The 12,584-nt window shown below is 66.4% G+C and carries 13 protein-coding genes and 1 tRNA gene; 1 reads left to right on the plus strand and 13 read right to left on the minus strand.

What is annotated here, in order from left to right:
* Positions 1–71: 71 nt before the first annotated feature.
* The 5 genes from AC07WC_RS03650 to AC07WC_RS03670 all read right to left on the minus strand — a co-directional run bounded on the left by AC07WC_RS03650 (position 72) and on the right by AC07WC_RS03670 (position 5,774).
* Positions 72–1,127, minus strand: coding sequence for a FecR family protein (locus AC07WC_RS03650; protein ID WP_495208818.1), 1,056 nt, complete (start codon positions 1,125–1,127; stop codon positions 72–74).
* Positions 1,124–1,648: an RNA polymerase sigma factor gene (locus AC07WC_RS03655; RefSeq protein ID WP_495208819.1), complete on the minus strand. Its 525-nt coding sequence runs from the start codon at positions 1,646–1,648 to the stop codon at positions 1,124–1,126. Before AC07WC_RS03655 ends, AC07WC_RS03650 begins: the two co-directional genes overlap by 4 nt.
* A gap of 115 nt (positions 1,649–1,763) precedes the next feature.
* On the minus strand, positions 1,764–4,118 hold the full coding sequence (locus AC07WC_RS03660) for an arylsulfatase (RefSeq protein ID WP_495208820.1): 2,355 nt from the start codon (positions 4,116–4,118) through the stop codon (positions 1,764–1,766).
* A 161-nt stretch (positions 4,119–4,279) separates the two neighbouring features.
* Complete coding sequence (gene panB / locus AC07WC_RS03665) at positions 4,280–5,125, minus strand: 3-methyl-2-oxobutanoate hydroxymethyltransferase (RefSeq protein WP_495208821.1); 846 nt, start codon at positions 5,123–5,125, stop codon at positions 4,280–4,282.
* A 31-nt stretch (positions 5,126–5,156) separates the two neighbouring features.
* On the minus strand, positions 5,157–5,774 hold the full coding sequence (locus AC07WC_RS03670) for a LysE family translocator (protein WP_495208822.1): 618 nt from the start codon (positions 5,772–5,774) through the stop codon (positions 5,157–5,159).
* A 119-nt stretch (positions 5,775–5,893) separates the two neighbouring features.
* On the opposite strand from AC07WC_RS03670, the gene AC07WC_RS03675 reads away from it, so the two are divergent.
* Complete coding sequence (locus AC07WC_RS03675; protein ID WP_495208823.1) at positions 5,894–6,355, plus strand: Lrp/AsnC family transcriptional regulator; 462 nt, start codon at positions 5,894–5,896, stop codon at positions 6,353–6,355.
* Positions 6,356–6,539: 184 nt separating this feature from the next.
* Here AC07WC_RS03675 and AC07WC_RS03680 read toward each other — a convergent pair.
* The 8 genes from AC07WC_RS03680 to infC all read right to left on the minus strand — a co-directional run bounded on the left by AC07WC_RS03680 (position 6,540) and on the right by infC (position 12,584).
* Positions 6,540–6,616 (minus strand) — tRNA-Pro (locus AC07WC_RS03680).
* A 67-nt stretch (positions 6,617–6,683) separates the two neighbouring features.
* On the minus strand, positions 6,684–7,040 hold the full coding sequence (locus AC07WC_RS03685) for a MerR family transcriptional regulator (protein ID WP_019182707.1): 357 nt from the start codon (positions 7,038–7,040) through the stop codon (positions 6,684–6,686).
* Entirely contained in the window at positions 7,021–7,320 is a 300-nt protein-coding gene (locus AC07WC_RS03690; protein WP_005410432.1) for an integration host factor subunit alpha, read from the minus strand. Before AC07WC_RS03690 ends, AC07WC_RS03685 begins: the two co-directional genes overlap by 20 nt.
* Positions 7,321–7,346: 26 nt before the next feature.
* Positions 7,347–9,728, minus strand: coding sequence for a phenylalanine--tRNA ligase subunit beta (gene pheT, locus AC07WC_RS03695; RefSeq protein WP_495208824.1), 2,382 nt, complete (start codon positions 9,726–9,728; stop codon positions 7,347–7,349).
* 90 nt (positions 9,729–9,818) lie between these two features.
* Positions 9,819–10,814: a phenylalanine--tRNA ligase subunit alpha gene (locus AC07WC_RS03700; RefSeq protein WP_495208825.1), complete on the minus strand. Its 996-nt coding sequence runs from the start codon at positions 10,812–10,814 to the stop codon at positions 9,819–9,821.
* A 195-nt stretch (positions 10,815–11,009) separates the two neighbouring features.
* Positions 11,010–11,369 carry a 50S ribosomal protein L20 gene (rplT, locus tag AC07WC_RS03705; RefSeq protein ID WP_017355264.1) on the minus strand — a complete coding sequence of 120 codons (360 nt, stop codon included), beginning with the start codon at positions 11,367–11,369 and terminating at the stop codon, positions 11,010–11,012.
* 10 nt (positions 11,370–11,379) lie between these two features.
* On the minus strand, positions 11,380–11,577 hold the full coding sequence (gene rpmI, locus AC07WC_RS03710; RefSeq protein WP_017355265.1) for a 50S ribosomal protein L35: 198 nt from the start codon (positions 11,575–11,577) through the stop codon (positions 11,380–11,382).
* A gap of 467 nt (positions 11,578–12,044) precedes the next feature.
* On the minus strand, positions 12,045–12,584 hold the full coding sequence (gene infC / locus AC07WC_RS03715; protein WP_026070650.1) for a translation initiation factor IF-3: 540 nt from the start codon (positions 12,582–12,584) through the stop codon (positions 12,045–12,047).

The raw sequence follows: 12,584 nt of genomic DNA on the forward strand, positions 1-12,584 counted from the left end.
ACCGGTATTTCGATGAATTTTTTTTGACAGTCGCTCAGCGCTGTCCGCGCGAGCACGCGCGGAGAGCGGGATCACCGCTGTTTCGTATCCAGTTCCGTGGTCGTTCGGCTGCTCACACGGATCTGCTTGCCGACCACCTCCGTCCGCAGCGACGGCTGCTGATCGAGGAAGGTGCGCAGGGATGCAAGATCATCCCCGCGCAGGTTGCCGGTCAGGCGCAGCGCGCCGGCGACGTCGTCGTCCACCCGCAGGCGCACATCGTTGATCCGGTTGAACTGCTCGGCCACCTCGCGCAGCGGCTCATCCTGGAACACCACCCGGCGTCGCCACCATGCGGTCATCGTGTCCGCATGCTGCTGACGCAGGCTGACCGTCTGATCGCGGTAGTCGATATGGGCACTCTGGCCGGCATGCAGGTCGGCGAGCACGCGGCCCTGCCCCGAGTCGCCACGCACCTGCACGCTGCCTTCGGCCACCTCGATGCGGGCCTGCTCGCGGCGCAGGGAGACGTCGAAGGTAGTGCCGATGTCGCGCACCTCCAGCCCCGCCGCATGCACGGCAAACGGACGGCGGTCGTCGGCAACCACGAAGCTGGCCTGCCCGCGCGAGAGCTCCACGCGACGGCTCAACAGGGTGAAACGGATCGAGAGTTCACTCTCCGCGTTCAGATGCACCACGGTGTGGTCAGGCAGCGCGAAACTGCGCGGCGTACCGTGCGCGGCCACGTAGTGCCGGGTCTGTGGCCAGGCCAGGTGCCCGGCGAACACGACACCCAGCAGCAACGCCGCCGCTGCGGCAATGCCCGGCAGGTGTCGGCGCGGCGTGCGGGAGGCCTGCGGCGGTGGTGGGCGCCGCCGCACCGGCAGCGTCACCACATTGTCGTCGGCCGGTGGCGGCCCCGCAGCGATCAAGGCATCCAGATCGACGGCCATGCCACGCAGCGCATCGCTGAGTTCGCTGGCGACGCGGCTCACGGTGATGTACTCGCGCAGGTGCGCGGGCGAGGTCACCAGCCATGTCATGAACTGACGCTGCTGTTCCGCCGTCAATCCGCCCTGGCGCTGCACGGCGTGCCAGTGCGCGGCCTCGTTGGCGAGGGAACGGCGCGGTGCGGGCAGCTCGCTCACCACGCCTCCGCATGCTCGGCCAGCGCACGGCGGCACACGGACAGCCCGCGCACGACATGCTTCTTGACCATGTGCGAAGACACGCCCAGCCGCGCCGCGATTTCCTTGTAGCTCAGCCCATCGCGGTACTGCATCACCAGTACGGCGCGGGTGTGCTCGGGCAAGGTCCCCAGCAGTGCCTGCAGGTGCTTGCGGCGCTGCTCGCGTTCGGCGGCGTCTTCGACGGTCTCTTCACCGCTCAACAACGTGGTGAGGTTCTCCAGATCGTCGATCGGCAGCATCGACCAGCGCCGGCGCGCGGCCTGCTCGCGCGCCAGATTCTGCGCGACGGTGAACAGATACGCCTCCGGATTGGCGATCGCCTCACCCTGGTATTCATGCGCGCGCAGCAGGCGCAGATAGGTTTCCTGCACCATGTCGTCGGCATCCTGGCGCGCACCGCGGCGGCTGAAGAATCCCCTCAGCACCGGCCCCTGTTCCAGGAACATGCGCGCCAAACGCCGTTTTGCGTGTTCGGCCACGATCCCACCTCCCCCCAGGTGCGGCGAAGGTACGTGGCGCGTATGACGGTGCGATGACGTGGCCAAGCCGCAGCGTGGCGATCAGTGACCGCTACGCTGCGGGTGGCGAGAGGTATCAGGCCTTGGCCGACGCTTTCCCGCGGGGTGCGATGTCCGGCTCGCCCAGATCGATCGTCACATGGTCGATCGTGCCGGTGTAGGCGAACGGCAGTGGGTAGGTGAAGTCGATCGGCGAACCGATGTCCTTGCCGATATCCAGACCCTCGCCCAGTGAGAACTGGATGGGGATGGTGCGCTCCACGCGGCCACCGGCGACGTTCCTGCCATTGGCGCTTACCGTGAACGTACCGCCCTTGCCCATGCCACCGCCGTCATACTTGAAGTCGACCACCAGCGTGGTCCTGCCCGCAGGCAGTGGCTCGGTCGCGGTGAAGGTGGGCCGGTCGATGCTCAGGTAGTTGTAGACGAAGGTCGGCCGGCCATCGCGCAGGTACAGCCCGTAGCCGCCTTCCAGGCCGCCGTGGGTAATGATCATGCCGTTGGCATCGGTGGCGGGTACATCGATCTCCGCCGTGATCGTCCAGGACTTGTTGCACATCGGCGGCGAGGCCGCATCGGGCAGGCCGACCACGCCCGGGTAATACGTCATCGAGCGGCGATGCCCGATCAGGCTGGGGCGCCCCATCAGCTCGGCGTTCATCCGCACGGTGCCGCGCCAATCCAGCGGCAGCACGCTGTACTTGGCGGCTTCCACCCACCACAGGTCCTGCAGCTCGCGCAGCTTGTCCGGATGCTGCGCGGCCAGGTCGTTGGCCTGCGAGAAATCCTCATCGATGTTGTACAGCTCCCACACCGCCTTGTCCGGGTCCCACTCCTGGCGGTTCGGATCCCAGGGCACGAACGAGGGCGCAGACGCCATCCATCCGTCGTTGTACAGGCCCCGGTTGCAGCCCAGCTCGAAGTACTGGATCTTGCGCGGTCCGGCGGCATCGGCGTCATCGAATGCATAGGCGAAACTGGCACCCTCGATCGGTTTCTGCTGGATGCCGTTGAGCACCGACGGCGCGTGGATGCCGCACAGTTCGTACAGCGTCGGCACGATGTCGATCGTGTGCAGGAAGGCGTCGCGCAGCCCACCCTTGTCCTTGATCCGCGCCGGCCAGGACATGATCAGCGGATTGCGCGTACCGCCGAAGTGGCTGGCCACCTGCTTGGTCCACTGGAACGGCGTGTTCATCGCGTGCGCCCACGACGACGGGAAGTGGTTGAAGTGTTTCGGTCCACCCAGCTCGTCGATGACCTTGATGTTGTCCTGCCACTTCTCCGAGAACCCGTTGAAGTACAGGTTCTCGCACAGCGAGCCTTCCAGACCGCCTTCGGCGCTGGAGCCGTTGTCGCCGGCGATGAAGATGATCAAGGTGTTGTCCGCACCTGGCAGACTCCGGCAGGCCTCCACCACGCGGCCCATCTCGTGGTCGCAGTGCGCGCCGTAGGCCGCGAACACCTCCATCATCCGCGCATACAGGCGCTGCTGGTCGGCATTGAGCGAGTCCCACGCGGGCAGTCCCTTGGAGCGCTCGGTGAGTTGTGTATCGGCGGGCACCACACCCAGCGTCTTCTGCCGTGCCAGCGTTTTCTCACGGTACGCGTCCCAGCCTTCGTCGAACTGGCCCTTGAACTTTTCGATCCACTCCTGCGGCGTGTGATGCGGGGCATGTGTCGCACCCGTGGCCACATAGAGGAAGTACGGGCGGTCCGGCGCGATGGCCTGGGCCTGGCGGACCCAGTCGATCGCCTTGTCGGCCAGATCGGTCGTGAGGTGATAGTCCGGATCGGTAGACGCCGGCACCAGATCGCGATTCTGGTACAGGATCGGATTCCAGTGATTCATGTCGCCGCCCATGAACCCGTAGAAGTAGTCGAAGCCCAGCCCATTGGGCCAGCGGTCGAATGGGCCGGCCGGACTGGTCTCCCAGGTGGGCGTGTTGTGGTTCTTGCCGATCCAGGCCGTCATGTAGCCGTTCTGGCGCAGTACCTCGCCGACCGTGCCGCAGTTATGCGGCAGGATGCAGGTGTAGCCGTCATAGCCCGTGGCCAGCTCGGTGATGCCTGCGAACGAGGTGGAATGATGGTTGCGCCCGGTGATCAGCGCCGCGCGCGTAGGGCTGCACAGCGCCGTGGTGTGGAAGCGGTTGAAGCGCAGCCCTTCGGCGGCGAGCCGGTCCATCGTGGGCGAAGGCACCCCGCCGCCGAACGTGCTGAACTGCCCGAAGCCGGCATCATCGATCAGGATCATCAGGATGTTGGGCGCGCCCTCCGGCGCCGCGACCGGCTTGGGAAACTGCGCCGGGTCCGAATCCAGGTAGGTGCGTCCGACTTCACCGGGGAAGCGGAAATCCGGGCGGGGCAGCACATCGGGGGTGGTGGCGGCGATCGATTCGGCGTGCGTAGCGGCCGGCGTGGCAGTCATACCGTTCTCCTGGCGAGCGCCCGGGCCGCAGGTGGCGGGCCGGTGCGGGGGAGCGGTCACGATAGCGATGCGTGATCGGGCCCAGCCAGCGTATTTCCACCTGCATCCTCTAGGTAAAACTGCGGTGGACGGGCCGGTGTCCCGACCCGTCCGGGCAGCGCCTAGAACGTATGCTCCGGGCCCGGGAACGTGCCCGCGCCTACCTCTGCCGCGAATTCACGCGCGGCGTTCTGCAGCAGCCCGTGCATGTCCGCGTACTGTTTCACGAAGCGCGGCAGCTTGCCGGTGCGCAGGCCAGCCATGTCCTGCCAGACCAGCACCTGCGCATCGCAGTCGCTGCCTGCCCCGATGCCGACAGTGGGAATTCTCAGTGCCGCGGTGATCTGTGCCGCGACCGCGCCGGGCACCATCTCCATCAGCACGGCGAACGCACCCGCCGCCTCCAGCGCACGCGCCTCCTCGATCAGGCGCGCGCCATCGTCGCCCCGCCCCTGCACGCGGAACCCGCCCAGCTGATGCTCCGACTGCGGCGTGAAGCCGATATGCGCCATCACCGGAATGCCACAGCCGACCAGCTTGCGGACCTGCGGCACCATCTCGATGCCGCCCTCCAGCTTGACCGCATGCGCGCCGCCTTCCTTCATGAAACGCACGGCGGTATGGAAGCACTGCTCCGGCGAAGCCTGGTAGGAACCGAACGGAAGATCGGCGATCACCAGTGGCCGGCGCGTGCAGCGGCTCACCGCGCGCACCAGCGGCATCAGCTCATCGACCGTGACCGGCAGCAGCGAGTCGTTGCCGAACACGTTGTTGGACGCCGAATCGCCGATCAGCAGCACCGGAATGCCAGCGTCTTCGAAGATCGCCGCGGTGTACATGTCGTAGGCGGTGAGCATGGCCCACTTTTCGCCGCGTTCCTTCATCTGCTGCAGATGTGGGATACGCACGCGCGGTGCCGGGACCGGGGTGCTGCCCGGGGACGCGTAGGGATGGAGCTGTTCGGTCATGCGAGGCATCCTGGTGGGGAACAACGTGGGGTCAGAGTGTGCCGGTTCCGCTCAGCAACAGCATCGCGATCACGATCATGGCGGCGCCCGAGATGCGGCCGACCACGCGTGATGCACGCGGGCGGGTGCGCAGCACGGCACCGGCGCCATACCCGACCGCCAGATAGACCGCCGCGCAGCTGACCAGATGGACCATGCCCAGCGCGAGGATCTGGACAGGCATCGCCCACGCCGCACTGGCGGAAATGAACTGGGGCAGCAGCGCCAGGAACAGCAACAGCACCTTGGGATTGAGCCCGCTTACGCAGGCGCCCTTCAGCGCCCAGTGGCGCCAGCCCGCCACGGCCTGCCCCGCTTCGGCGGCGGCGACCGGCGGATGGCGCAGCAGCCCGATGCCCAGCCACAGCAGATACAGCGCGCCCAGCACGGTCAGCACGTGCAACGCGACCGGCGCACGGGCGAGCATCGCACCGACGCCCGCGGCGACAAGTCCGATCGCCAGCAGGTGGCCAGACAGCAGCCCGGCCACCGCCGGCACCACCGCGCGCCCGCGCAGGCGGGCGGCGATCGCGTGCGCCCAGTCCGCGCCCGGCGTGAGCACGAACAGGATCGAGACCGCCCAGAAGGCGGCGATGACGCTGGGTTGCATGGGGTCCAAGGGGCGGTCTTGCCGCGATCTGCGTGCCAGACAGAAGAATATTCCCGCCCCCTTGGAATGTGCTTCCAAATACTTGCCCAGTGCGGCCGCTCAGGAGGAAACTCTTGCGCATGGACATCACCGATCAACGGATTCTTGCCGAGCTGCAGAAAGACGGCCGCCTCAGCGTGACCGAACTGGCCGAGCGCATCGGCCTGAGCGTCTCGCCCTGCCACCGACGCGTGCGGGCGCTGGAGCAGTCCGGCGCGATCCGGGGCTACCGCGCCGAGCTCGATCCCGCCGCGCTGGGCCTGAAGTTCTCGGCGCTGGTGTTCATCACCCTGCGCGACGGCGACCGCCACGCGGTGGATGCCTTCGAGCACGCCGTCGCCGAGGTGCCGCAGGTCCTGCAGGCGCAACGGCTGTTCGGCGATCCGGACTACCTGCTGCACGTCGTCACCCGCGACCTGGCCGCGTTCCGGCAGTTGTACGACGAACACCTTTCCGCCCTGCCCGGCGTGCAGCGGCTGACCTCGACCCTGGTGATGAAGGATGTGGTGATCGACCGGCCGTTGCCGTTGCATGGGCATTGACGCAACGGCGTCATACCTTCCGACCGCGTGCATCCAACGATGAATGGTATGACGATGTGGCGGCGGTGGTGATCTTGCGGTCAGGGTACGTTCGCTGATCCGTGAGCACCGCCGCGGCCAAGCAGCCAACAAAGAAAAAAGGCCTGCGCATCGCTGCACAAGCCTTTGATCGAATCACCAACATTGGTCGGGACGGCCGGATTTGAACCGACGACCCTCTGCCCCCCAGGCAGATGCGCTACCAGGCTGCGCTACGCCCCGATGATGCTGGCAATGTCCCCGCCTCTCAGCGGGCCGACGAGTATAACGGGTTTGCGTGAAAAATGGTTCAGCGGCGCAGCAATTGCAGCACTTCTTCCAGTTCCATCCGCGTCTGCTTGATGATCTGGTTGCTCAGCGCCGATTCTTCGCGCGCATCGGCACCTTCCAGGCGCAGGCGCGCGCCGCCGATGGTGTAGCCCTGCTCGTAGAGCAGGCCGCGGATCTGGCGGACCATCAGCACATCGTGGCGCTGGTAGTAGCGGCGGTTGCCGCGGCGCTTGGCTGGCTCCAGGCTGGGGAACTCGGTTTCCCAGTAGCGCAGCACGTGCGGCTTGACGTCGCACAGTTCGCTGACCTCACCGATGGTGAAGTAGCGCTTGGCCGGTATCGGCGGAAGTTCTCGGTTACTGCCCGGATCCAGCATATGCCTCTACCCTTTCCTTGAGCTTCTGGCCCGGACGGAAGGTGACCACCGTACGGGCGGAAATCGGAATTTCCTCACCGGTCTTGGGGTTGCGACCCGGGCGCTGGTTCTTGCGCCGCAGGTCGAAATTCCCGAAGCCGGACAGCTTCACCTGACGTCCCTGTTCCAATGCTTCACGCAGCACATCGAAGAACGCGTCGACAAATTCCTTGGCTTCGCGCTTGTTCAGACCGACTTCGTCGAACAGCTTCTCGGCCATCTCCGCCTTGGTCAATGCCATTGCCTGCTATCCCCCATGCTTCCCGCTCAACCGCGGATCCGGGCGTGATGTTCACGCTCCATGGCAGAGACCGCCTCGGCCACCACCGCATCCACGTCGCGGTCCGTCAGAGTGCGCGACTTGTCCTGCAAAATCAAGCCCATAGCGAGACTCTTGAAGCCCGGCTCGACCCCCTGGCCGACGTAGCGGTCGAACAGGGTGACCTCGCGCAGCAGCGGGCCGACGGCCCGGCGCAGGGTCGCTTCCAGGTCGGCCCAGGCGGCAGCTTCGGGCACCAGGAAGGCCAGATCGCGACGCATCGACGGGAAGCGCGACAGCTCGGTGGCGCGCGGCAGCGCGCGGGCCGCCAACGGGGCCAGGTCCAGCTCGAAGGCGACCACGTCCACGTCGATATCCATGGCCTTGGCCAGGCGCGGGTGGATCTGGCCGATCCAGCCCAGGCTCACGCCGTCGCGGGAAACCTCGGCCGAACGCGCGGGGTGACCATACGGACGCAGCGACGGGGTGAACTCCAGCGCGGCGCCGCTGGCAGCCGCCAGCGATTCCAGGTCGCCCTTGAGGTCATGGAAGTCGACCTTGCGCGTCGGCAGGCCCCACTGTTGGGTGTCGGCATCGCCACAGATGGCGGCAGCCACGCGCTGGGTTTCCAGCGGCGCGGGCTGGCCCTCGCCGGCCTGCTGGTGGAACACGCGGCCCAGCTCGAACAGGCGCACGCGGCCCAACTGGCGGGCGGCGTTGCGGCCCAGGGTGGCGACCAGGCCCGGCAGCAGCGATGGGCGCATCACCGCCAGCTCGGCCGACAGCGGGTTGGCCAGCGCGACCAGACCCTCGCTCAGCTGCCACTGCGCCAGCAGCGCGGCATCGACGAAGGCGTAGTTGATGGTTTCCTGCAGGTCACGGGCGACCAGTTGGCGGCGCACGCTCAGGTCGTCCAGACGGGTCTCGGTCGGCATCGCAATGCGCGCGGCACCGCCCGGCAGCGTGGTCGGGATCTGCTCGTAACCGTGGATGCGGGCCAGCTCTTCGATCAGGTCTTCTTCGATGGCGATATCGAAACGACGGCTCGGCGCGATGACCTGCCAGCCCTCCGCAGTCGCGGTCACGTCCATGCCCAGCGCGCGCAGGATGCGCTCCACATCGGCATCGGCGATCTGGATACCCAGCACGCGCGCGATACGGGCGCGACGCAGGCCGATGCTGGCGGTCGTCGGCAGGTCGGCCTCACGCACGGCCTCGGTGACCGGCGCCGGGGTGCCGCCGGCCAGATCCAGGATCAGGCGGGTGGCGTATTCGATCGCCGTGCGCGGCAGCACCGGGTCGACGCCGCGCTCGAAGCGGTGGCCGGCGTCGGTGTGCAGGCCCAACTTGCGGCCACGGCCCATGATCGCGGCGGGCGCAAAGTGCGCGGCCTCCAGGAACACGTTCGTGGTCTCGTCGGTGACGCGCGTATCGAAGCCGCCCATCAGGCCGGCCAGTGCGATCGGGCGGTCGGCGTCGGTGACCAGCAGGAAGCTGTCATCCAGCGCGGCATCGCGGCCGTCAAGCAGCTTCAGGGTTTCACCCGCACGCGAACGACGCACGCCGATGCTGCCCTGCAGGGTGCCCAGATCGAAGGCGTGCATCGGCTGGCCGAGTTCCAGCATCACGTACTGGGTGACGTCGACCAGCAGCGAGACCGGGCGCACGCCACTGCGGCGCAGGCGCTCGGCCATCCATAGCGGGGTCGCGGCGCGGGCGTTGACGCCCTCGATCACGCGGCCGACGTAACGCGGCGCTTCAGCACCGGCATCCAGGCTGATCGCCAGCTCACGCGTGCCCACGGCGGCGACCGGCGCGGCGTCGAACGGCACCACTTCACTGGCGCACGCAGCGGCCACGTCGAAGGCGATGCCGCGGATGCTGAAGCAGTCGGCGCGGTTCGGGGTCAGCTTGATCTCGATGCTGGCGTCGGGCAGGCCGAGGTACTCGACCAGGGTCTGGCCGACCGGCGCAGCGTCGGGCAGTTCGAACAGACCGGACGCATCACTGTCCAGGCCCAGCTCCTTGGCCGAGCACAGCATGCCGTTGGATTCCACGCCACGCAGCTTGGCCGGCTTGATCTTCAGGTCGCCGATCTGCGCGCCGACCATTGCCAGCGGCGCGACCAGGCCAGGACGCGCATTCGGCGCGCCGCAGACGATCTGCAGGTGCTCGCCCTGCCCGGCATCCACCTGGCAGATCTGCAGTCGGTCGGCTTCGGGATGGCGTTCGGCGGAAATGATCTTCGCCACGACCACATGCTGCAGGCCATCGCCCAGCGCATCGACCGCTTCCACTTCCAGACCGATCGCGGTCAGCACCGCGCTGAGTTCATCGCGCGAGACGGTGGTCGGGACGTGGCTGCGCAGCCAGTTTTCAGAGAATTTCATGGTGTCACCCTGGTGGACCCGGCGCAGGCGCCTGGGCGGTGATGAATGGTGGTGCGACGTAGCGCCGGGGGCTGCCCGGCGGTTCCGCTGTTACGCGAACTGCTTCAGGAACCGCACGTCGTTTTCGAAGAACGCGCGCAGGTCGTTGACGCCGTAACGCAGCATCGCAAAGCGCTCCACGCCCAGGCCGAAGGCGAAGCCGGTGTAGCGCTCCGGATCGATGCCGACGCTGCGCAGCACGTTCGGATGGACCATGCCGCAGCCGAGCACTTCCAGCCAGCGGGTGCTGCCGTCAGGCTGCTGCCAGGCGATGTCCACTTCCGCGCCGGGTTCGACGAAGGGGAAGTAGCTGGGACGGAACCGCATCTCGAAATCGCGCTCGAAGAACGCGCGCACGAACTCGGACAGCGTGCCCTTCAGATCGGCGAAGGTGGAGTGCTCGTCGACCAGCAGGCCTTCGACCTGGTGGAACATCGGCGAATGGGTCTGGTCGCTGTCGCTGCGGTACACCTTGCCGGCCGCGATCATGCGCAGCGGTGGAGCGTGCTCGCCCATGTAGCGCACCTGCACCCCGGAGGTATGCGTGCGCAGCAGGCGGCCATCGCCGAAATAGAAGGTGTCGTGCATCGCGCGCGCCGGGTGGTGCGGCGGGAAGTTCAGTGCTTCGAAGTTGTGCCAGTCATCTTCGATTTCCGGGCCTTCGGAGAGCTCGTAGCCGAGGCGGCCGAAGATCTCGGTGATGCGCTCCAGGGTACGGGTCACCGGGTGCAGGCCACCGCGTTCATCGCGACGGCCCGGCAGGGTGATGTCGATCGCTTCGGCGGCCAGGCGCGCGTCCAGCGCAGCGTCTTCCAGCACGGTCTTGCGATCACCCAGCGCGCTGCTCAGCGCGTCACGGGCACGGTTGATGGCTTCGCCGGCGGCTTTGCGCTCATCGGCCGGCAGGCCACCGAGCTGCTTGAGCTGGGCGGTGATGCTGCCGTTCTTGCCCAGCAGGGCCACGCGCAGGGCTTCCAGCGCGTCAGGGCTCTGGGCAGCGGCCACGTCGGCCAGTGCCTGCGTGGTCAGGGATTGGATGTCACTCATGGATAGCCGGAGCCTCGCGTCGGTATGCCATCGCGATGCGCGTCGGGCCGACCCCCGTCGCCACCGCTGTCGATCGATGGCACCGGGAGGGCCACCGCCAACACAAAAAAGAATGGGGAAGGACTTGCGCCCTTCCCCATGCATTTGCCTTACCCACAGCCGTTGCGCGTGAACGGCAACGGCAGGGGAATGGACTTATGCCGCCAGTGCGCCCTTGGCCTTTTCGGCCAGTGCAGCAAAACCAGCTGCGTCGTGCACGGCGATGTCAGCCAGAACCTTGCGGTCCAGGGTGATGCCGGACTTGAGCAGGCCGTTCATGAAACGGCTGTAGCTCAGGCCGTTGATGCGGGCAGCCGCGTTGATGCGGGTGATCCACAGCGAACGGAAATTGCGCTTCTTCTGCTTACGGCCGATGTAGGCGTACTGCTGTGCCTTGATCACGGCCTGCTTGGCAACGCGGAAGACCTTGCGGCGAGCGTTGTAGTAACCCTTCGCCAGGGTCAGAATTTTCTTGTGGCGGCGACGCGCCTGTACGCCACGCTTTACTCGTGCCATGGGTCAGTCCTCAGAGGTAGGGAAGCATACGGTTCAAACGGCCTGCGTCTTCTGCACGAACATGGTTCGTCTGACGCAGATTGCGCTTCCGCTTGGTCGACTTCTTCGTGAGGATGTGGCTGCGGTTGGCGTGGCCAGCCTTGAACTTGCCGGAGGCGGTCTTGCGGAAACGCTTGGCCGCCGCCCGGTTGGTCTTGATCTTGGGCATTGCTATGTCCTTGATGATGTTTTGTCACTGACCAGGGCGGTGGCATTGCCACACTTTCCGTCCGTGCCCTTGCCTGCTTGTAAGCCCGGGATCCCCGATGGGAACCAGGCCGGTCCTGTTTGCCGTTGGAACAGCGTGCCATTGTGGGCGGGAAACCGTTCAAAACAGCACCCCCGCAAAACGGGGCCGCCCATTATGCCCGTGTATACGGACACTTGCAAACGATTGATTGGGCGGGTGTTTACCGCAGGGCGGCCGAACCTGAACGGAACCGGCGCAAGCGCCGGGGGGTCATGCCAGGCCGCGCGCGGGAAACGACAGAAGGCGCCGATGGGCGCCCGCTGCGTGGTGCGCGAAGAAGCTGGGCAGCCGACCAACGGTCGGCTCTACCTTTGCCACGGTGGGCTGGGCAGCCGAGCAACGCTCGGCTCCACCCCTTGCCGGTCCGGGCCAGGCCCGATGGCCGGTTACTTCTTCTTCGGCGCGATCATCATCACCATCTGCCGGCCTTCAAGGCGCGGACGGGACTCGATCACGATGTCCTCGCCCAGATCGGCTTCGATCCGGTTGGCCATCTCGCGACCCAGTTCCTGATGGCTCATCTCACGGCCACGGAAGCGGATGTTGACCTTGATCTTGTCGCCCTCTTCCAGGAACCCGCGCATCTTGCGCAGCTTGATCTGGTAATCACCTTCATCGGTGACCGGGCGGAACTTCACTTCCTTGATCTCGACCTGCTTGGTCTTCTTCTTGGCCTCGTTGGCCTTCTTCTGCGCTTCGAACTTGAACTTGCCGAAGTCCATGATCTTGCACACCGGCGGATCAGCCTGCGGCTGAATCTCGACCAGGTCCAGACCTTCGTCTTCGGCCATCGACAGCGCTTCGTCACGCGTCAACACACCAATCATTTCTCCGTCGCTGCCGATCACGCGGACGCGCGGCACCCGGATTTCCTGATTCTTGCGGTTCTGTTTGTTGTCAGGGGTACTGATATTGCAATCTCCCAG

Source organism: Stenotrophomonas sp. GW821-FHT01H02A (assembly GCF_059422145.1).